The sequence below is a fragment of the Pseudomonas sp. R9.37 genome (genome assembly GCF_963878885.1).
GTDB lineage: Bacteria > Pseudomonadota > Gammaproteobacteria > Pseudomonadales > Pseudomonadaceae > Aquipseudomonas.
This window is the reverse complement of sequence record NZ_CAWNZA010000007.1, coordinates 63,692-83,796: the sequence shown is the minus strand read 5'-3', so window position 1 is coordinate 83,796 and position 20,105 is coordinate 63,692. Positions and strand designations below refer to the sequence as shown.

Sequence of the window (20,105 nt, the reverse complement as noted above, 5' to 3'; positions counted from 1 at the left end):
CTCAGTGGTCCTGTTTACGGTTGAGGGCCAGTGCTTGGGCGGGCAGCAGGCGCACCACGTCACCGCTGTGCAGCAGGTGCGCGCCGAGGGCGACGATGGTCTGGCCGGGTGTGAGGCCGCTGTCGAGCAGGGCATCCTCCTGGCCGAGACTGGCGACCTTGACGGGGGCGAAGCTGACGGTGTCGTCTGCGCCAATCAGCCACACGCCGGTGCCTTGCCCGGCGTCTTGCAACGCGCCGATGGGCACGCGGGTTTGCTGGGCCTGGCCATTGCCTTGCAGGCGAACGGTGATGGTCGAGCCAAGGGCGAAACGGTCAACGGCGCCGTGCAATACGTAGCGCGCGCGGTAGGTGCGGGTGGTCGGCTCGGCGCTGGCGGACAGCTCGCGCAAGGTGGCAGTCACGGCCTGGTCCGGCGCGCCGAAGGGGAACGCCAAGGCTTTTTGTGAGGCGTGGTCGCGTTGGTTTTCGGGCAGGTTGACGATGGCTTCGCGAGCGCCGTCATGGGCCAGGCGCGCGACGATCTGCCCTTCGGCGACGACTTGGCCGCGGTCCACGCGCACATCGGTGATGATGCCGTCGCCGTCGGCCTTGAGCACCGAGTAGGCGCGGCGGTTTTCGATCTGGCTGGCGTCCGATTGCGCCGAAGCCAGCTCAGCCTCGGCGACGCGCAGGTTGGTCGCCGACTGGTCGAAAATCTGCCGCGACACGGCGCCGGTGCTTGCCAGGCGTTGGTAGCGGTTTTCATCATCGCGGCGCTGGCGCACTTGCGCCTGGGCCGCGTTCACGCGGTTCCTGGCCGAGCGCAGTGCCAGCTCGAAGTCGCCGATGTCCAGCACCAGCAGGGTGTCGCCACGGGAGACATGTTGGCCGGGGTCGACCTTGCGGTCTATGACCTTGCCACTGACCCTGAAGCCCAGGTCGCTTTCTGTGCGCGCAGCCACTACGCCGGTGTACGCGCTTTGCTGGGTGCCGGCGGCTTCGACTTTGGCCGCGAGCACGGGGCGGGGCGGCGGCACTTCGGCGGCGGTGTCGGCCTTGCTGTTGCAGCCGCCGAGGAGGATCAACAGGGCTAAAGGCGTGAGAAGACGCAGGGGAAGAGGGATCATGACGGGCTCCGGGCTAACCAGTGAATAAAAAATTATGGACATAATTTTTTACGCATATTATGGTCGAAATATAAATTAATCCAGCCCCCGGATATTCCCCATGGCAAACGCCCCGGCCCCCTCGCAAAGCATGTTGTTTTTCCTGGTGGCCCTTACGGCGCTGGGTGAAGTGTCGACGCAATTGATCATCCCGGGCCTTGGCGACATCGAGCAGGCGCTGGCGGCGCCAGCCGGTTCGGCGCTGATGGCGTTGTCGGCGTTTGTTGCTGCATTCGGCCTCGGGCAATTGTTGTTCGGGCCGTTGTCGGACCGTATCGGCCGTCGTCCGGTGCTGATCGGCGGCCTGGTCCTGTATGTGCTGGCGACTTTCTCGATGCTGCTGGTCAACGACATTGGCCAATTCATTGCCGCCCGCGTGTTGCAAGGCCTCGGCGCCTGCGCCGCGCTGGTGTTGGCGCGTACCGTGGTGCGTGACGTGTGGCAAGCCGAAGCCGGGCCGGCCCTGGCGCTGACCATGATCGGCATGCTTTACGCCATTGTCGTCGCGCCGATGATCGGCGGGCTGCTGATCAAGCTGCTGGGCTGGCACGAGCCGATTGTTGTGGCCCTGATCATTGGCAGTGTGGTGCTGGCGTTGGCTGTGCTGTTCTTTCGCGAGAGCAACCACTGCCTCGATCCCACGGCCGGCCATTGGCGTACCCTCGGCGGGCACTACCTGGATTTGCTCAAGGGCCGTCAATACCGGGCGTACGCCGTGGCATTGGCCTGTACCTATGGCGCGATGTTCTCGGTGATTGCGGGTTCGTCGGCGGTGTTTATCAACCTGCTGGGTTTCAGCAGCCTTGAATACGGCATCAATTTTGGCGTGATTGTGTCGATGCTGATCGTCGGTTCCACCTACACCCGGCGCAACATCATGCGCCTGGGACCGCAGCGGATTGTGGCGACGGGCGTGACACTGGTGGCCATCGGCGGCGTATCGGCGGTGCTGATTTACCAGCTGTTCGGCCTGTCGGTGCTGGGCCTGGACATTCCGGTGGCGCTGGTGACCCTGGGCGGTGGCCTGGTGCTCCCCGGCTCGGTCACGGGCGCGGTGATGCCCAACGCTCACCGCGCGGGCCTGGCCGCTGGCCTGATGGGGTTTTCGCAGATGTTTGGTGCGACCTGCAGCGGCCTGTTGCTGAGCCATTTGCGCGATGGCAGTGCCACGCCGATGATCGTCATTGAGGCCAGCTTTGCGGTGTCGGCGTTTGTCGCGTTCCACTTGTTGCGCCAACGTCCGGTCAAGGGACTGTCCTATACGTAGGACGATCAGGGCTGCTTTTGCCGGCTAGTGTTCAGAGGCCGACGGACTTAGGGTGTAGGCACTTTGGAGGTACACCATGAAAAAAATCATCGGCATCTACACCAGCCCCCGCGCCCATTGGGTCGGTGACGGCTTTCCGGTGCGCACGCTGTTTTCCTACGACGCGATGGGCAAGCACATCAGCCCATTCCTGTTGCTGGACCACGCCGGCCCGGCCGATTTCACCCCCACCGAACAACGTCGCGGTGTAGGCCAGCACCCGCATCGCGGCTTTGAAACCGTGACCATCGTGTATGACGGCGAAGTCGAGCACCGTGATTCCACCGGCGCCGGTGGCACGATCGGACCCGGCGATGTGCAGTGGATGACCGCCGCGCGAGGCATCATTCATGAAGAATTCCATTCCGAAGCCTTTGCCCGCAGCGGCGGGGCGCTGGAAATGGTGCAGCTGTGGGTCAACTTGCCGGCCAAGGACAAAATGGCCGACGCCGGTTACCAGACCCTCGTCGACGGCGACATTCCGGTGCTGCCGTTGGCCAACGACGCCGGGCAATTGCGCCTGATCGCCGGTGAATTTTCCGGTACTCAAGGGCCGGCGCGTACGTTCACGCCGATTGACGTGTGGGACTTGCGGCTGAACGCCGGTAAAGCGGTGGCGCTGGACTTGCACGCCGGGCGCAATACTGCGCTGGTGATCCTGCGTGGCACCGTGCTGGTCAATGGCGAGGAAGTGGCACGCCAAGGGCAACTGGCGTTGTTCGAGCGCGACGGTGATCAACTCACCCTGGAGGCCAACGACGACGCCAAGGTGTTGCTGCTCAGCGGTGAACCGATCGATGAACCCATCGTCGGCCACGGCCCGTTCGTGATGAACACCGAGCAGGAAATTCATCAGGCGTTTGCTGACTACCAGTCCGGTCGTTTCGGACAGATGCAGGCTTGACTGTCGAGCGCAAACCCCTGTGGGAGCTGGCTTGCCTGCGATAGCATCACCTCGGAGCAACTGATACACCGAGGTGTCGGTATCGCCGGCAAGCCAGCGCCCACATTTTGTTTTCCAGCATTCCCGATTCATGCGATCTTCTGAGCATTCGCCCTGGAGTCGCCTGGATGCCCTCATTTATTGCTGATCACCCGATGTTGTGCGCCGTGGCGCTGATCTTTATCGACATTGCCGTGTGGCGGCTTATTTCCGTCAACCTCGCCAACTGGAAGCTGGCGGCGCGGTTGGCGATCTTTGCCGTGTACAGCGCCGTACTGTTCAACGACGGCATGAACCCCATGCAGCTCGCACCGTACACCGACAACACCGCCTTGCACCTGTCGGCTACTGCCTTGCAGATTGGCTGGTGGCTGTTCGCCGCACGAACCCTGACGGTATTGCTCGGTGCGGTGATGATGCAACGGGTCGGCCATGGCGGGCGCTTGCTGCAGGATTTGATGGGCGCGGTGATCTTCCTGATCGCGATCATCGCCGCCATGGCCTACGTGCTCGACCTGCCGGTCAAGGGCGTGCTCGCCACCTCCGGCGCGGTGGCGATCATTGTCGGCCTGGCGTTGCAAAGCACTTTGAGCGACGTGTTTTCCGGGATCGTGCTCAACACCACCAAGCCGTATCAGCTGGATGACTGGATCTCCATCGACGGCACCGAAGGCCGCGTCACCGATATCGACTGGCGTGCCACGCGCCTGCAGACCTCCCAGGGCAGCATGGCGGTGATCCCCAATTCTCTGGCGGCCAAGGCCAAGATCATCAACTTCTCCCGCCCCGCCGACATGTTCGGCCTGGCCGTCAGCCTGCAAGTCAGCCCGCATGCGCGTCCGCAAATCGTGATTGAGGCGCTCGAGCGCGCCATGCAAGGGTGCCGACCGCTGCTGGTCAACCCCGCGCCGAGCGTGGCATTCAAGACCTCCGCCAGTGGCGGCGTCGAGTATGAAATCAGCGGCTTTGTGCCAGCCATGACCCTCAAGCGTGAAGTGCGTAACCAGCTTTACGATTTGGCTTTCAGGCACCTGCAGGCGGCGGGTGTGGGGTTGCTGTCTGCCACCGAAAGCGGCGCGCCGCCGGCGCTGTCCGGCGCACGCGCATTGCTGGAGCGCTCGTCGATTTTCTCCACGCTGCGCCAGGAGGAGAAGGACACCTTCAGCCAGAACATGACGCTGCACACTTACCGTGCTGGCGAAATGATCCTGCCGGCGGGGGAGGTCAGCGATCATTTGTTTATCGTCGAGTCCGGTGTGGTCTCGGTGATGCTGATCAAGGGCGGTCACAAATTCGAAGCCGGGCGCATGGGGCCGGGTGAAGTGATTGGCGAGGCGGGGATTCTGTCCGACCAGGCGGCGCTGGCGGACTTTTCCGCCAAGACCTTCTGCACCCTGTACCGCATCGAGAAGGAATACCTCAAACCCTGCCTGGACGCGCGGCATGACATCAGCGAAGCGATGAAGGCGCTGCTGGATTTTCGCGTGCACGCAGCGCAGGCCATGACCCAGGAATCGCCGGTGGTGCCAGTCAAAAAAGGCTTTTTGCAGTGGTTGCGCAGTCGCGGGTTGTAAGCGCTCAGGGCGCCATCGCGACGCGGTAGCGCTGGTCAAAATCATCCGCCAACTGCGCCAGCGTTACATCGCCCAAGCGCGCGATCAATAGCGCCTGCGCCTGGTCGAATGCGTCCGTGAGGGCCGCGTTTACGGCCTGTTCCACCAGGCATTGCGGGTGGTCGGTGGACAGGCCAATGGCGAAAATCGACGGCGTGCCCAGCGCGTTGTGAATATCCAGCAAGGTGATGTCGCTCAAGGGTTTGCCCAGCGTCCAGCCGCCCTGATGGCCTTTTTCCGAGCGCACATAGCCCTTTTCCTTGAGCAACCCCAGGGTGCGTCGCACCACCACCGGGTTGGTGCCTAGCATCTGCGCGATGGTTTCCGAGGTGGCGCGCTCTTCATGGCGGCCCATATGGATCAGCACATGCAGCATGCGCGAGAGGCGGGTGTCGTTTCTCATCAAATAATCCCCAGTCGAGTCGGCGCAAAGTATCGTTTGTAACCTGAAAAGTTGCGAGACGCTTGACGCGGTATTTTTACGTAACTTATGGTGTGTCGTGAAAGCGCACGGATAACCGTGCGCGCAACACACGAGGTCACGTTCATGGTGCACGACGTCATTATTGTGGGCGGCAGCTATGCCGGCCTGTCTGCAGGCCTGCAGTTGGCGCGGGCGCGGCGCAAGGTGTTGATGATCGATGCCGGTCAGCGGCGCAATCGCTTTGCCGCCACCTCCCATGGTTTTCTCGGTCAGGACGGCCAGTCACCCGATGTCATCGCCGCCGAGGGCCGCAGCCAACTGATGGAGTACCCGACGGTAACCTGGGTGCAGGACAGCGTGATCACAGCCGTCGTGCAGCAGGGCGGTTTCAGTGTGCGCACCCAGTGCAATGGCGAGTTCAAGGCCAGACGCCTGATCCTCGCCACCGGGGTGGTCGACGAATTACCCGCCATCGAAGGCCTGCAGGAACGCTGGGGCACACGCGTGTTTCATTGCCCTTACTGCCACGGCTATGAACTCGACCAAGGCCGCATCGGCGTATTGGCCACCTCCGCGCTGGCGATGCACCACGCGCTGATGCTGCCGGATTGGGGCACCACCACCTTGTTCACCAATGGCGTGTTCACGCCGGATGCCGAACAGCAGGCGCAGTTGGATCGACGGGGAGTTTCAGTGGAAAGCACAACCGTCACGCGCATCAGCGGCGAACGCGCCGACCTGGAATTGGCAGATGGCCGCGTCATTGCGCTGGACGGTGTCTTCACCCTGTCGCGCACCCGCATCAGCCCGTTGGCTGCGCAATTGGGGTGTGAATTGGCCGACGGCCCCACGGGCGCCTATGTGCACACCCATGAAACGCGCCAGACCTCCGTGACCGGTGTGTTTGCCTGTGGCGATACCTCACTTGCCGCCGGCTCCGTGGCGCTGGCGGTGGGCGAGGGCGTGCGCGCCGGGGTGGGCGCGCACTTTTCGTTGATCAACGGGTGAGGTAGACCGGGCTGGCGGTGGACAACGAAGCTTTCACCGCGTGGGTCATGTCGGTGATCAATGCTTCTTCACGGTCTTCGCTCAGGGCTTGCAAGGTGATCGCGACCACTTCATGGGGCGTGCTTTTCGGTGCCTGGACATCGGCCACCATGTCGGTGTCGATATAGGCCGGGTGCACGCCGATCACCAGGGTATTTTGCTCGCGCAGTTCACCGCGCAGGCCGTTGGTCAGGCCCCACTGGGCGGATTTCGACGTGCTGTAGCCGCCGGAGCCGGGCGGGCTCAGCCAGCTCAATACCGAGAGGATATTGATCAGCGCGCCGCCGCCTTGCTTGGCCAGGATTGGCGCAAATGCGCGGCTCAGGCGCAGGGTGCCGAAGGTGTTCACTTCAAAGTGCTGCTGCAGGTTCTCGACGCTGTCGTCGGCGAGCAACGAGCCGTACTTCAGAAAGCCCGCGTTGTTGATCAACACGCTGACGTCGGTGCACTGCTCGGCGGCGCGCTGCACGCTGGCCGGGTCGGTGATGTCCAGAGCAATCGGCGTGCTGCCGGGAATGTTCACGCTGGCCGGGTCGCGCGCCGCTGCATACACCTTGGCCGCGCCCGCTGCCAACAGCGCGGTCACAAAGGCTTTGCCCAGGCCACGGTTGGCGCCGGTGACCAACACCACTTTTCCACGAATATCCATGATCAGCTCCCGCGATAAATTAGGTTTAATAATGAAACCGTTTTTATCCTGAGCCTGTTGGTCCTATAATGCAACCGAATATTTCTGATTGCTGGAGGCCCGACGATGAAACGCAAATGCCTGGAAGGCGACGGCTGCCCGGTCGCCCGTGCGTTGGATGTGGTGGGGGATTGGTGGACGCTGTTGATCATCCGCGACGCGTTTGCCGGGGTGACACGCTTCGGCGATTTTCAGAAACACCTGGGCGTAGCGAAAAACATCCTCGCCACCCGCCTCAAGGACATGGTCGAGCAAGGCCTGCTGCACACCAGTGAGGTCGGCGCGCGCAATGAATACCAACTGACCGACAAGGGCCGCGCGCTGATGCCGGTGCTGGTCACGCTGGCTCAATGGGGCGAGGCGCACACCGAGCCTGAGCATGTCAGTGCGCGCGTGCTGGATGCGCGTTCGCTCAAGCCGCTGCGCAAGGTCGAGATCGTGTCTGAGGATGGCCGGGTGCTGGGCCTGGAAGACATCGTTACGCAAGCGCCGGTGGCTTGATGCGGCGTAGCCGCTGGACTTTACAAGAACGCTTCCCAGTGGTGAGCGGGTTAACGCCCCGTCCGGTGTACGGAGGTCTTCCAGGAGAGGAGACACGCCATAATCACCGACTTTGAAAGCAAGACCAGCTCCCAGGGGCTGACCTTCAAGCTGTACCGCGGCGAGGACGCTGCGCTGCTGGCGTTCGACCTCGCGCAAGACCTGGCGCCGCCCGCCTTCGTGGGCTTCAGCATCGAAGTGCGCTACCCCGGCGCCAACCACTGGGGCGCAGGTCAAGCGCCTGCATTTTTCCAGCCAGCAGCACAACAAAGTGCTGATTGTGCGGCGCGCGGGCAAGGCCATACGTGTGCTCGGCGGCTCCACCAGTTTCGCCCTGCGCGGCCTGTATATTCAGGCCAACAACGTGCTGCTGTTCGACGATGAAAACGTGGCCGGAAAGTGTGCCGAGGTATTCGACGCCTACTGGACCGCGCCCGCGACCTTGCGCAAGCATCCGCTTTCACCGCAGTGCTGGGAGGTGCGCGATCAGCCCGGCTCAAAAGTCTCACTGTGCTTTGCGCCCCACGCCGACGGCGCGCTGTCCCTGAACCCTATCGCCACCAGCATCGGGCAAACCAGCAGTTCGGTGTTGTATTCCATCGTGTTCCTCAGCCAGATCAACGGCAAAGTGCGTGACGCCCAAGATCGCCGTGGTGCACCCCATCGAGGCGTTGCGCCTACTCGATCACTTCCACTTTCGCGTCAATGCCGGCCAGCCCGGCGCGCTGCACGCCTTGCGCCTGGCCAAACCGCCGACTGCGGGGGAGAAACCCTGGTTCGATGCCTGCCATCGCCCCGGCCATGTGAAGGCGCGGGACCGGGAATTGTTCGTGAAGTAACCAGGTTCAGCCGTCCACCAGTTGCTGAAACAGCGGCGTCAGCAAGTCGATCAACACCTGCGGGTCGGCCTTGGCCAGCGCCGACAGTTCGAGCATCCGGCGCATCACTTGAAAGCCTGACACCAGCGTCATCACCAGCGCTGCGCGCTCTTCGCGATGCGCGCCCTGGAGCGCGGCGGCCATGGTCGCCTGGTGGCCTTTTTCGACGTGCTCGCGGCCAATCGCCGTCGCGCGCTTGCTCGACGCCGAGTGCAGCATGATCAGGAAGCCATCCAGCGGCGTGCTGCCCGCTTCGGTGATGCTGACCAACGCGGTGGCGAGGGTGCGGCCGAGGGTTGCCGCGCTGAGGTTGCCTTGCGTCAGGGCGCGCGGGCTGGCCAGCGCCTCGGCGATCACTTCGGCAAACAGCTGCTCCTTGGAAACGAAGTAGCGGTTGACCAGCATTACGGTCACCCCCGCGCCTGCGGCGATTTCTCCCAGCCCGGCGCCATCGTAGCCTGATCGGGCAAACGCCTTGCGCGCAGACGACACGATGGCTTCGCGGGTGACGGCGGCATCGCGCCGGCGAGGAATGGGGTTGGGCATTGGCGTCCTGACGTGGCTGGGAACTGTGGGCGCGCAACCGGTGCGCGCCGACAGGGTACAGGGTCTATTTGCTGTCGAGGAAGTCCAACAGCGCGGCATTGAACAACGCCGGGTCTTGCAGGAAGGCGAAGTGGCTGGTGTTCGGCAGAATCAGCAGGCCGGCACCCGGAATGGTCGCGGCGATGTACTCGGTGTGTTCGCGCTTGATCGCTTCGTCATGGTCGCCGTCCACCACCAGAATCGGGGTCTTGATGCTCGCCAGTTGCGCGTCGGTCCAGTTCGGTTGGCTGGTCCACATATGGCTGATCTGCTCGACAAACGCGTCGTACTCTTTGGGCGTCGGCGACAGCTTGGCGTACTCCTTGCCAGCGCGTTCGATGAAGGCGGCGAAGGTCGGGTTTTTCTCGACCGCGTCTTTGACGCCGGACGTCTGGGTGTTGGCGGCGAAGGCGAACACTTTGCCGATGCGGTTCGGGTGGCGCAGCGCCAGGTCAATGCCGATGATCGCGCCGTCGCTCCAGCCGACGATATCGGCACGCGGGATTTTCAGGCTGTCGAGCACGCCCACTACATCATCCGCCATCAAGTCGTAGCCGTAGGGTTTGTCATTCCGCGAACTGCGCCCGTGGCCACGGCTGTCGATACTGATCACCGTGTGCTTGGCCGCCAGGGCCTTGACCTGGTTGCCCCAGTAATCCGAATTGGACAAGCCACCGTGCAGCAACACCACCGGCGAGCCGTGGCCGGTGCGTGTGTAATAGACCTTGATGCCATTGACGGCGGCGTAACCGGTTTTGGCACCGGCCACCGGTGCTGGGGTGGGCGGCAGGGTTTCCCAGCGTTCGGCAGCGTGGACCGCAGAGAAAGACAGCATCAGGCAGGCAACTGCCAGCAGGCGACGTGACATGGCGAATCCTTTTTTGCAGTGAGAAGGCGCTGAACTCTAGCATCGGCGTCGGTGTTGAAAATATGCATTTTTGTCTATCGAAACTCACCGAATGAGAGAAAAAAATGCAGTTATATCAATGGAATAAAACCGTCTAAGTGCTCAGGGTGATTTTCTTCAATACCACGCACGTTCAGCGCTTTACCGTGGTGCCATCTTCGCTTGGCACAACAAAAAGGAATCGCAATGAGCTTGATCCTCTCCATGGCCGCCTTCGCCCTGGCCACCTCCATCACACCGGGCCCCGTCAACGTGGTCGCGCTCAGCGCCGGCGCGCGCTTCGGCTTTGCCGCCAGCCAGAAACACGTGTTCGGCGCCGCCGTCGGCTTCACCTTGCTGCTGGTGCTGATCGGCCTGGGCCTGCATGAAGTGTTGGTGCGCTGGCCGATCCTGACCCAGTTGATCCAGTGGGGCGGTGTCGCGTTTTTGCTGTACATGGCCTGGAAGCTGGCGGTGGACGATGGCCGGCTCGACGCTGATGGCACCGCCACCGCGCCGTCGATGCTTTACGGCGCGATCATGCAATGGCTCAACCCCAAAGCCTGGCTGGCCTGTGTGGCAGGGATGGGGTTGTTTGTGGCGGACGGCGATGCGGGCCAAGTGTGGCTGTTTGCGGCGCTCTACCTGGTGATCTGCTACCTGTCGGTGGCGTGCTGGGCATACGCCGGGACGTTCTTGCGACGCTACCTGAGCAACCCGCAAGGCGTACGCCTGTTCAACCGCTCAATGGCCGCGTTGCTGGTGGCCAGTGTGGGTTATTTGCTGATGGCTTGAGCAAGTCGCGGTATTGCCCCGGCGTAGCGGCGAAATGCTGTTTGAACGCGCGCTGAAAATGCGCCTGGTCAGCAAACCCTGCCGCCAGCGCCACGTCAGCGATCAACTCGCCGTTGCGCAATTGCGTTCGGGCAAACTGGATACGCCGGTTGACCAGAAAGGCATGCGGCGTCAGCCCGTAATACTGCTTGAACGCACGGATCAGGTACGACGGCGACAGCTCGGCCGCCAGGCAAATCTCCTCGAGCTTCAACGCCTCGGTGCAGTGCGCGCGGATGTACTCGGCGGCGCGCTCCAGCTTGTGGTTGACCTCCCGCACTGGCGTCAACGAAGGGTTTAAACGCTGTTGCACCTCGGTAAAAAAACTCACCAGCGCGCTCTGTTTTTGCAGCAGTTCGGAGTGCTCATCCAGCAGCATTGCGTACAGCTCGATCAAACCGTTGAACAGCACCGGATCGCGGGTGTAAGGCGTGTTGAACGGCCGATAACCCTGATCGGTACTGAATCCCAGCTGGTATTGCAGGTCGGTCAGCCAAGGCGTGTCGAGGTAAATCATGTGATACGACCAAGGCTGGTCGTAGATCGGATTGCACGCATGCACATCGCCGGGGTTCATCAACACCACCGTGCCGGCGCTGATCTCAAACGTCTGCGCGCCGTAGTGATAATAACTGCGCCCGGTGGTGATCGCACCGATGGAAAAATGCTCGTGGGCGTGACGGGTATAAGTGACCTTGCGCCCATCGGCGATGGTCCGCGCTTCGATGAACGGCAAACGCTCATCACGCCAGAAGCGCGGCGCTTGTGCGGGGTCAGCGGAGGTGTTCAGCGACATGGCGGTGGCTCCATCCCTTGAGGAACGAAGGGCGATCATTACACAGACCGCCAGGGCCGTCAGCAACGCTGAGCTATACACGCAGCCGTCGGCATCACGAGTGTGTTGGTAGGTGTAGCCGGTCGGCAGGTGCCAGCCGTCGAGTACTCCACCCGACAGTTCAGCCTCAAACCCCTTGTGCGCAAAATGGGAGTGGCTTGCGGGTGGAATACGCCGGCCAAGGTCCATTTATGCTAAAAACCCTGCTCACGCCGTTTTCAGCCCTAGAGCCGCACATGACATCGTCTTCGTCCATCCAGATTCGCGCCGCCAGCCCCCAGGATGCCTTATGCATCGGCGTGCTGGGCATGCAGGTATTTCTCGACACCTACGCTACCGAAGGCATTCGCAGCGCCATCGCCACCGAAGCGCTGCAAGCCTTTGCGCCGGCTACCATCTCGCGGCTGATGACTGAACCAGGCAGCGCTCTGGTGGTGGCAGAAACCAACGGCCACCTCGTCGGTTTTGCTCAAATCAAACTGCGCGCCGGGCACGCAATGCTTCCATCCTCCAACGTTGCCGAGCTACAACGCCTGTACATCCAGGAGCGCTTTACCGGCCGGGGTATCGGCTACCAACTGCTGCAAGCGGCCGAGCAACACGCAGCGCTGGCCGGGGCTTCACTGTTGTGGGCCACGGTGTGGGTCGGCAATGAACGGGCACTGGGTTTTTACCCGCGCCGCGGCTACGAACTGCTGGGCTCGCCGACCTATACGTTCCAGGGCGAAACCCACGAGAACCGGTTGTTTGGCAAAACCCTGAGCGCCGGCGGGTGAATGATGAGCGAGGATGGAGCAGCCTTTGGTCTAACCGTCGCCTACCTCAGGTGCGCCTTGGACGTCGGCGTTATCGATGTGGCCGCGGTCATTCAATGGGCGGATGCGACACTGGCGACACTGCAGCATCCTCCCTATGCGCTGATAGAACTCGCGCTCATGAGCAGGTCGAGTCGCGAGGAGGTCATGTGGCAGCTATTGCAAGTCGCCACGCCGGCCATGGTCGAAGACGAAATGCTGCCTTATGTGCTGTCGGTTGCGCACAGCCGACTTCTTGGTGACCCCACCTTCGGGCGACGCCTGGCCGAGGGCATCTACCGTCTATGGGCCCGGTCAGGCTACGACTTACCCGGCACCCTGCAGGCGTGCGGGTATTTTGATGATGCGTACAGCCTGGCGGATAGCGGGGTGCATGGGCATGCCGAAGTCATCGACCGCGAGCTATTCGAATTTACGCAACACTTTGCCGGCCTCGACTGGCAAACCCTCAAAGCGCCTTAGACAAAAACACCCGGCTGCTGCCCGCAGGCAAGCACGGCACCTCACCAAACCGCACCCACCCCTGCTTCTGGTAAAACGCCGGTGCCTGAAAACTGAGGGTATACAGCACCGCGCTCAAGCAACCCCGGCGCCGGGCTTCGTCTTCGAAGGCTTGCAGCAATTGGCTGCCCAGGCCCGAGCCGCGCAGGGCATCGGGCAAGTGAAACAGGTCGAGGAAGGCCATGCCCAAAGAGGTTTTGCCGGTGATGCCGCCGAGGATCTGCCGAGTGCCCGGATCCCTGACCAGCACCGTCAGTGGCTGGCGGTCGTTGGCACCGGTGATGGCTTCATTGAACGCGGCGAGACCGTTGCCGAGCAGGCGCTCGGCGTCGGGGTTGGGTTGGTCGCTGATTTCAACAAGTGGCGGTTGCATCGTGCTGAGCTCCAGTGGGCGCGCCTGCCAATGAACACTTAGCTGGGCTTTTAGGCGTTTTTTTATCTGCTTGATGGCCGGGGCCGCTGCCTGAGTTGCTCGCTTGGGGACGCGAATGGCGTTACTACTTTGGGTGAGTACGCAGTAAACCGAATCTTGCGGCCAATCCTGGCGTTGCTTGGTAATCAGGCTGGTTGGACACAACAACAGCACGTCGCCGAACGAAAATAACGGGAAGGCCGACACCACGGGTTGGCCGCGCCGCTTTTCGACACTGCCCCAGACCATCCGATCAAAGTCTTCCTTGGCATAGGTTTTCGTCAGCATGAAATTGGCTGGTTCAGGGTCTCGAACTTTCATGACTAGCGCTGCCGAGTAAACAATTGCAGCAGGGCTTCCCGGCGACATCATAATAACGATCAAGCCGATGCCCACTGTTGCTATTACGCTAAACGCGATGCGATTGAACAGATCAGCTTTACTGACATAGAAAATGATTACAGGCAGTAAGGCGACGCAGGCGGCGAACATTGAGATCGTCATCAAGCGATTGACAGCCTCTGGCGTGTCTTTCCCGATATACGCCTTGATGATCAGAAGCGTGGGGAATACGGCGGATATCACTGTGCTGGCGAGCAGCAGCGTAACCATCAGCATGAACCAGAACCGTAGCGGCCAGCTCGTTGAATTGCCCGGCCCGGCGTTGTCTGCGCAGGTGCAAACCGCATTCCTGAACGAGGGCATTAACAACGTCCAAAACAGGGCGAAGAGGAGCCACGCCAATGCCCAACTACCTTTCCAACAATTACTCAGCAGCGGCTCTTGGAAATTCAGCCATAGAAAACCGAGAATACCCACCAGCGCAGGCACCAAAATGACGCCAGTTAGCTTGGGCTGCAGGGGCGGGGCGTCATTGAACATAGATACCGTAAGCCCGAATAACACCGTCGTCGACAACAGGATCAGCATGTACGCGGCGAGCATTCCTATGACAGTGGCAAGCCAGGGGACCAAGGCTGATTTTGCCTCCAATGCAGCCGCGATTAAGTCGGGGCGCCCAACCGCAGTCGCGTAGGTCGATAGCGTATAAAACCCCAACAGCGCGCCAAGCCCGGTAAAGATAACGCTGAGCGGTGCCCAGAACGTCAGCATGCGCTTGAGATTCTTTTTAAGAGCTTGTTGAAAGGTGAGCGGTCTTGCGCTGGTCACGTGGAGGTTCCTTCCCCGGGTCAAAAATACGGGTTGCTGAGAGTGGTTGAGTCTTTTGTTCGGGATTGACGTTCGGCCCAAGGGTCGCGTCGAGAGAGCGGATAAGTAAGGGGCTGATCCGAGTTAATTCGGCGAGCCCAATGAGACGCTGGGTGAGGTATATGGCGGCAATTATAAAGCCATCACCATCTCATGCCACGCCATCCCGCCATGGTCAGAAGGCGAAGGCTGCACATAGCTGTAACCCATGCGCGTGTACAACGGCACATGCTGCTCCTTGCACATCAAGTGAATCGTCTGCTTGCCCATGGCCTGCATGCGTTGCACAAACTCGGTCATCAACCGCTTGGAATAGCCCTTGCCCTGCTGCGCCGGGTCAACCACCACCGACATGATCACCACATTCGGCGCCTCGGCCGAATGCCCCACCAACTCCTTGAACGCCTCGTCCGACATCACCACCTGATGGGCGCAGCCAGAGTTGATAAAACCCACCATCTCGCCATCCGCCTCCAGAATCAAAAAGCCTTCGGGGTACTGCGCAATGCGCGTAGCGATTTTCTCCAGGGTCGCGGCCTCATCGCCTTCGTAAGCGCTGATTTCGATTTCAAAGCAGCGCGCGGCATCGGCGGGGAGGGCGTTACGGAAGGTGAGGGCGGGCATGGGTATTTCCTGGGACGTTAAGCGAAAGGCCACATCATAAAGAAACATCAAGGGTCTGACACGGATTGTGGCGAGCTGCCTTGTTGCAGTACGCCGGCCCATTCAATGCCGCGCGCGGGCTTTTTGTGGCGAGCGGGCTTGCCCCGCGTTGGGCTGCGAAGCAGCCCCAGTCAAAACAAACGCGGTACGCCAGGCAAATTTTAGTGGCTGTTTCTGGGGCTGCTGCGCAACCCAACGCGGGGCAAGCCCGCTCACCACAAAAAAGGTGGGCTTGAACCGACCGGCGAAAACCAGAAAACCCGCAGAAGCGGGTTTTCTCACAACTCACCTGAACACACGGGGTTTCTATCGAGCGCTAACATTACCGGACGGGCCAACTATTTTTCTGGCCATCACGGACATCTATAACAGTGAGACGGTATGAATAATCAACTCGCCATTTTGATCAGCGACTACCAGGCAAGTGTCGGCGTCGCGGTGGCCATGATGCAGCGGTCTGGCATCCCGCTGCCCGCGACGAATGTGGATTGGGTGGTAAATGACATTCCTCAGCACGGCGAGCTTGAAGGCGGCGTTCGTTACTTCAAGCACGGCTACGGCTGCGCGGTCAGACTCCCCACAGGCACGGTGGACTTCGACTTTGGGGCCCACGGTGAGATCGATGGTTTCGACGTGTGGCGACTTGCTGATTTTGCCGGTGACAAGTTGTTGGCGTACGGTTTTGCTGATGAGGATGCACTCAAAAAGTGCTTTGAGGCAGAGGTAGCAGCCGGTGCTCTTACGTATTGCGGGTACATCCTTTACTACTTGGCGGATGCCACCTGACAACTCATGTCGACACAGTCCGTTCGAAGTTCTCAGACCAAGCGCCGGTCGACGCAAGGCCGGCTTCACCTGGCCCGCCGCGGGTGGTTCTACGCCGCTCATAACCTTGCAGTGCGAGGGTCAGCTTCAGTTAAAGGCCACGGGGCGGGCAAATACGTTCAATTACCCACCCGCCTCATGACTCAGAGAACGACCGATTGATCAGAGGACAACAGCTTCCTGACCTCGGCAATGATCAAATCGATATTGAAGGGCTTTGGCAGCACAACATCAAACAAGTCCGATCGCTGCATGCCAATGTGCGCCTGAGCGCCGCTCATCAAAATGATCGGTAAATGATTGCCTGCGGGAAGGGCGCGGACAGCGGTGGCGAACTCCTGGCCGTCCATGACCGGCATCATGAAGTCGGTGATGATCAGGGCAGGGCGTTCTCTGTCCAGCACCTCGAGTGCTTTTCGACCATTGCTGGCCGTTACCACCATGAACCCCTCATCCTCCAGCGCGAAGCTGAGAATATCAGCGATCAAATACTCGTCGTCGACGACCAGAATGGTGGTCATGTTAGTTCAACCCACTCGAAAGCTTAAGAAATTGAACCAGGTGATGACTCAGTGACGACTGAAGGTTCATGACTTGAAGCCTTTCTCAGAAAAACATTTTGATCTTGGATGACGACCTCGAATCGAGAGGGGTCATAAGCGCTATCTCGTACCTTAAGAATGGATAACGTCCTGCTTAGTTCATCGCGATTCTCAGAGAACCGCATCAGCATCAGGTTATCGACGATGCTGGACAGGTCGGAACTGGGTGCGCTGACCTCGGAGCCAAACAAATCGCGCATTTCCCAGGATGCAAAAACCGTAACGCCCCTGGACCGCAACTCGTTCATCAGCGCACTGAAGAAGTCGGTAATGCGCGCCGGGTTGGTCGAGACTCGCGTCATGCCACTGAGGCTGTCGATGAACAGGCGCTTGATGCCCTTTTCCTCAACGATGCTCAGCAATCGTGCTCCCAGCCCATCCAGCAGGCCTTCGGTGGTTGGCTGCCAGGCAATGCTCAGCGCGCCGCTGTCTTCCATGGCTTTGATATCGATACCCAGTGACTGGCCTTTGAGCCGCAACCGTTGTGGGCTCTCGTAGAAGCCAAAGTGCAGCCCTGGCATATCCACCGTCGACTCGGACAGAAATTTCAGACCCAGGGTCGTTTTACCAATCCCGGAGGGCCCTATGACCAGAGACACACTGGAACTGTAAAGGCCTCCGCCCAATATGCCGTCCAGTGATCCGACGCCACTGGCAATGCGCGTCATGTCGGCGCTGTCCGGGGCGGACGGGTGGCTGTAAAGACTTTCGAGGCGAGGGTAAACCACCAAGCCATGGTCGGTGATTTCGCACTCATGAAGACCGGTCATTGCTCCGCTGCCGCGGGTTTTACGCAGTTGGATGCGACGTGCCGAGCGAGTGCCATACAGCTCTTCGCCCATCTCGATGACGCCATCTACCATGGTGTGCTCAGGGCTTCCGTCATCAAGTCGGGAGCTGGTAAGAAACAGCACCGTGCAACCGGCGAAAGCGGCGTGCCCTTGCAATTCTGAAATGAATTTTTTCGTGTCTATGGGCGAATCGGCTTTAGAACGCGCGTTGAGCAGCCCGTCTACTACCATCACCGTGGCTTTTTGGCGGCTTATCTCACGCCGAAGCAGCTTGACTACTTCATCCAGCCCGTCGTTTTCCAGCGTGTCAAAGGCGCTGACAAATTGAATTTCGGCACCGACTTTGGATGAATCAAAAAAGCTCAACGTAGAAAGAAATTGAAAAAGACGGTCATGTGACTCTGCCAGCAGCGTGGCGACCAGAACCCGGCCCCCATTATTCGCATGATGGAACCCCAGCTGGTTGGCAAGGATCGTTTTTCCAGACCCTGGGCGTCCTTGAATAATATATGAAGCACCCTCGACCAATCCGCCCTTGAGCAGAGCATCGAGCCCTTCTATTCCGCTTTGAAGGCGTTTTAGCTTTTCCACAATGCGACCCTGATCCGAAAAACAATCTGTTTAAACCAAGCTACTGGGTGGAATGCTACTCCATTTCGGCTCGGGAGCCATTAGGGTTAAATGGAAAGTTGTCGCGCAAGTCGCCGTTGTTATGTCGCAAGAACCCCTCACGAGTGGCAACTTATGGCCCAAAGCAGACTAAGCAGCGCGCTACGTTTCAGCGGCTTTGTCAGACTAAGCCAGCCCTCGAATCGAACTTGGGTCATTATTGGCCACAACACGTCAACGGGCTGATCAAACGCCACGCACGTGCGCGCGTGCACAGCCTTCACGCGCGTAACCGCAGCCCAAACGAAAAAAACCACCCATACCGCAGCTGCAAAGCCACGATAGGGATGGTTCCACCCATTACTCTAAGAATACTTCAGCCTTTTACCTCAAATGCCACCCACCAACTTGCCCCCGTCCATGCGTCGCTTATACGCACTGTCGCGACTTGCCAACCAGAAATACAACGGCGACGTCACCACCAACCCCACCACCCAGGACAAATCCGCGCCATTGATGTGTTCGGAAATCGGCCCTACATACAGCGGCGTATTCATAAACGGAATCTGCACTGCAATCCCGATGGCATACGCCAGCAGCGCCTGTGGGTTGTACTTGCCGTAAATCCCGCCATCCACGCGGAAGATCGAGGCAATGTCGTATTTGCCTTTGTGAATCGCATAGAAGTCGATCAGGTTGATCGCCGTCCACGGCACCAGTACCACCAGCAGCACCAGCACCATGTCGACAAAGTGGCCGATAAAGTCTTTGGAGGCGAACACCGCCGCAATCGCGCAGGCGGCGAGGACGAGAATCGAGATCACCGCACGGCTTTTGGCGGTAGGAATCCAGCGATACGCAAAGGTCTGCACCAAGGTGATGATCGACAGTACCGCGCCGTAGAGGTTAAGGGCGTTGTGGCTGATCACGCTGAGCAAAAACAGCACCAGCATCAGTGGGCCAATGGCGCCGGTGGCGAGTTTGACGGCGTCCATGGTGTCCATGCCGACCGGGGTGGCGAGCACGGCGACGGCGCCGAAGATGAAGGCCAGGCTGGAGCCAAGGACAGAGCCCAGGTAGGTGGTCCAGAACGTCGACGCCACGCGGACGTCGGCCGGCAGGTAGCGCGAATAATCCGACACGTAAGGTGCGAAGGCGATTTGCCACAGCGCCGCGAGGGACACGGTGGCCAGCCAACCGGAAATGTTGAAGCTGCCGCGGGTCAGAAAATCCGTGGTCTGCACATGGGTGAAGATATAGCCGAAGCCCAGCACGATGCCGGCGCCGAGCACCCAGGTGCCGATGCGGTTGAGCACGTGGATGAAGCGGTAGCCGATGATGCCGATGATCCCGGAACCGATGGCGCCGATGACGATGCCGACCGGCACGGGCACGCTGTCGACCACGCCGTGCAGGGATTTACCGGCCAGCACGATGTTGGAGGCGAAGAAACCGATGTACATGACGCCGGCGATCACCACCACCAGCAGGGCGCCGAGCGAGCCGAACTGGGCGCGGCTCTGGATCATTTGCGGGATGCCCATTTGCGGGCCTTGGGCTGAGTGCAACGCCATCAGCACGCCGCCGACCAGGTGGCCGACGAGGATGGCGACGATGCCCCACACCAGGTTCAAGTGGAACAGTTGCACGCCCAACGCGCCGGTGACGATGGGCAGCGGTGCGATGTTGCCGCCGAACCACAGGGTGAACAGGTCTCTTACCTTTCCGTGGCGATCTTCCGGGGGCACGTATCCAATCGTGTGTTTTTCGATAAGCGGGGCGGAGGATGTTGCAGTGGTAACCATGACGAGCTCCAAGGCAAGGTGAGTACGTTGACGTACTTCGCTGTGCGACGCGTGGGCGACGCTTTGTTGTTGGAGTGATCATCTGCAATGGACGCAGGGAGGTAAATTAGTAAGTTTGTTGCTATAGACCTTAAAAAAAGTATCTCG

General features: G+C 60.3%; 22 protein-coding genes. 10 read left to right on the top strand and 12 right to left on the bottom strand.

Annotated features, from left to right (window positions below):
• Position 1: 1 nt before the first annotated feature.
• Positions 2-1,108, bottom strand: coding sequence for an efflux RND transporter periplasmic adaptor subunit (locus AACU78_RS05405; RefSeq protein WP_106580193.1), 1,107 nt, complete (start codon positions 1,106-1,108; stop codon positions 2-4).
• 100 nt (positions 1,109-1,208) lie between these two features.
• Here AACU78_RS05405 and AACU78_RS05400 point away from each other — a divergent pair, with 100 nt between their 5' ends.
• From AACU78_RS05400 to AACU78_RS05390, 3 genes are all read left to right on the top strand, one after another.
• Positions 1,209-2,414 carry a multidrug effflux MFS transporter gene (locus AACU78_RS05400; RefSeq protein ID WP_106580192.1) on the top strand — a complete coding sequence of 402 codons (1,206 nt, stop codon included), beginning with the start codon at positions 1,209-1,211 and terminating at the stop codon, positions 2,412-2,414.
• Positions 2,415-2,490: 76 nt separating this feature from the next.
• Positions 2,491-3,357 (top strand): pirin family protein, encoded by an 867-nt coding sequence (locus AACU78_RS05395; protein ID WP_106580191.1) that lies wholly within the window; start codon positions 2,491-2,493, stop codon positions 3,355-3,357.
• A 167-nt stretch (positions 3,358-3,524) separates the two neighbouring features.
• A complete protein-coding gene (locus AACU78_RS05390; protein WP_106580190.1) occupies positions 3,525-4,970 on the top strand; it encodes a mechanosensitive ion channel family protein in 1,446 nt (481 codons plus the stop codon).
• 4 nt (positions 4,971-4,974) lie between these two features.
• Here the strand turns inward: AACU78_RS05390 and AACU78_RS05385 are convergent, their stop codons facing one another.
• On the bottom strand, positions 4,975-5,412 hold the full coding sequence (locus AACU78_RS05385; RefSeq protein WP_106580189.1) for an Rrf2 family transcriptional regulator: 438 nt from the start codon (positions 5,410-5,412) through the stop codon (positions 4,975-4,977).
• A gap of 144 nt (positions 5,413-5,556) precedes the next feature.
• Here AACU78_RS05385 and AACU78_RS05380 point away from each other — a divergent pair, with 144 nt between their 5' ends.
• Positions 5,557-6,441, top strand: coding sequence for an NAD(P)/FAD-dependent oxidoreductase (locus AACU78_RS05380; RefSeq protein ID WP_106580188.1), 885 nt, complete (start codon positions 5,557-5,559; stop codon positions 6,439-6,441).
• On the opposite strand, the gene AACU78_RS05375 is transcribed toward AACU78_RS05380, so the two are convergent.
• Positions 6,431-7,129 carry an SDR family oxidoreductase gene (locus AACU78_RS05375; protein ID WP_106580187.1) on the bottom strand — a complete coding sequence of 233 codons (699 nt, stop codon included), beginning with the start codon at positions 7,127-7,129 and terminating at the stop codon, positions 6,431-6,433. The genes AACU78_RS05380 and AACU78_RS05375 overlap by 11 nt on opposite strands.
• Before the next feature lie 105 nt (positions 7,130-7,234).
• On the opposite strand from AACU78_RS05375, the gene AACU78_RS05370 reads away from it, so the two are divergent.
• On the top strand, positions 7,235-7,669 hold the full coding sequence (locus AACU78_RS05370) for a winged helix-turn-helix transcriptional regulator (protein WP_106580186.1): 435 nt from the start codon (positions 7,235-7,237) through the stop codon (positions 7,667-7,669).
• A 226-nt stretch (positions 7,670-7,895) separates the two neighbouring features.
• Here AACU78_RS05370 and AACU78_RS05365 read toward each other — a convergent pair whose 3' ends face one another.
• A complete protein-coding gene (locus tag AACU78_RS05365; RefSeq protein ID WP_146151471.1) occupies positions 7,896-8,162 on the bottom strand; it encodes a hypothetical protein in 267 nt (88 codons plus the stop codon).
• A gap of 178 nt (positions 8,163-8,340) precedes the next feature.
• On the opposite strand from AACU78_RS05365, the gene AACU78_RS05360 reads away from it, so the two are divergent.
• Complete coding sequence (locus AACU78_RS05360; protein WP_106580185.1) at positions 8,341-8,547, top strand: hypothetical protein; 207 nt, start codon at positions 8,341-8,343, stop codon at positions 8,545-8,547.
• 6 nt (positions 8,548-8,553) lie between these two features.
• Here AACU78_RS05360 and AACU78_RS05355 read toward each other — a convergent pair whose 3' ends face one another.
• Together AACU78_RS05355 and AACU78_RS05350 are read right to left on the bottom strand one after the other, a co-directional pair.
• The gene (locus AACU78_RS05355) at positions 8,554-9,132 is read right to left on the bottom strand and encodes a TetR/AcrR family transcriptional regulator (protein ID WP_256587058.1); all 579 of its coding nucleotides are present in this window, start codon (positions 9,130-9,132) and stop codon (positions 8,554-8,556) included.
• A gap of 64 nt (positions 9,133-9,196) precedes the next feature.
• Positions 9,197-10,039: an alpha/beta fold hydrolase gene (locus tag AACU78_RS05350; RefSeq protein ID WP_106580183.1), complete on the bottom strand. Its 843-nt coding sequence runs from the start codon at positions 10,037-10,039 to the stop codon at positions 9,197-9,199.
• 225 nt (positions 10,040-10,264) lie between these two features.
• Between AACU78_RS05350 and AACU78_RS05345 the strand changes: the two genes are divergently transcribed.
• Positions 10,265-10,852 (top strand): LysE family translocator, encoded by a 588-nt coding sequence (locus AACU78_RS05345; RefSeq protein WP_106580182.1) that lies wholly within the window; start codon positions 10,265-10,267, stop codon positions 10,850-10,852.
• Here AACU78_RS05345 and AACU78_RS05340 read toward each other — a convergent pair.
• On the bottom strand, positions 10,794-11,687 hold the full coding sequence (locus tag AACU78_RS05340; RefSeq protein ID WP_106580181.1) for an AraC family transcriptional regulator: 894 nt from the start codon (positions 11,685-11,687) through the stop codon (positions 10,794-10,796). The two genes, AACU78_RS05345 and AACU78_RS05340, sit on opposite strands and share 59 nt — an antisense overlap.
• 275 nt (positions 11,688-11,962) lie before the next feature.
• On the opposite strand from AACU78_RS05340, the gene AACU78_RS05335 reads away from it, so the two are divergent.
• Both AACU78_RS05335 and AACU78_RS05330 read left to right on the top strand, forming a co-directional pair.
• Entirely contained in the window at positions 11,963-12,502 is a 540-nt protein-coding gene (locus AACU78_RS05335) for a GNAT family N-acetyltransferase (RefSeq protein WP_250212341.1), read from the top strand.
• Positions 12,503-12,688: 186 nt separating this feature from the next.
• The gene (locus AACU78_RS05330) at positions 12,689-13,003 is read left to right on the top strand and encodes a hypothetical protein (protein WP_250212342.1); all 315 of its coding nucleotides are present in this window, start codon (positions 12,689-12,691) and stop codon (positions 13,001-13,003) included.
• Here AACU78_RS05330 and AACU78_RS05325 read toward each other — a convergent pair.
• Both AACU78_RS05325 and AACU78_RS05320 read right to left on the bottom strand, forming a co-directional pair.
• Entirely contained in the window at positions 12,990-13,415 is a 426-nt protein-coding gene (locus tag AACU78_RS05325) for a GNAT family N-acetyltransferase (RefSeq protein WP_106580209.1), read from the bottom strand. The two genes, AACU78_RS05330 and AACU78_RS05325, sit on opposite strands and share 14 nt — an antisense overlap.
• Before the next feature lie 1,380 nt (positions 13,416-14,795).
• Positions 14,796-15,287 (bottom strand): GNAT family N-acetyltransferase, encoded by a 492-nt coding sequence (locus AACU78_RS05320; RefSeq protein WP_106580178.1) that lies wholly within the window; start codon positions 15,285-15,287, stop codon positions 14,796-14,798.
• Positions 15,288-15,707: 420 nt separating this feature from the next.
• On the opposite strand from AACU78_RS05320, the gene AACU78_RS05315 reads away from it, so the two are divergent.
• A complete protein-coding gene (locus tag AACU78_RS05315) occupies positions 15,708-16,112 on the top strand; it encodes a DUF6896 domain-containing protein (RefSeq protein WP_106580177.1) in 405 nt (134 codons plus the stop codon).
• Positions 16,113-16,294: 182 nt separating this feature from the next.
• Here the strand turns inward: AACU78_RS05315 and AACU78_RS05310 are convergent, their stop codons facing one another.
• From AACU78_RS05310 to AACU78_RS05300, 3 genes are all read right to left on the bottom strand, one after another.
• The gene (locus tag AACU78_RS05310; protein WP_106580176.1) at positions 16,295-16,672 is read right to left on the bottom strand and encodes a response regulator; all 378 of its coding nucleotides are present in this window, start codon (positions 16,670-16,672) and stop codon (positions 16,295-16,297) included.
• A gap of 23 nt (positions 16,673-16,695) precedes the next feature.
• On the bottom strand, positions 16,696-18,135 hold the full coding sequence (locus AACU78_RS05305; RefSeq protein ID WP_106580175.1) for an ATPase domain-containing protein: 1,440 nt from the start codon (positions 18,133-18,135) through the stop codon (positions 16,696-16,698).
• A gap of 407 nt (positions 18,136-18,542) precedes the next feature.
• A complete protein-coding gene (locus tag AACU78_RS05300) occupies positions 18,543-19,958 on the bottom strand; it encodes a purine-cytosine permease family protein (protein ID WP_106580174.1) in 1,416 nt (471 codons plus the stop codon).
• Between the last annotated feature and the right edge of the window lie 147 nt (positions 19,959-20,105).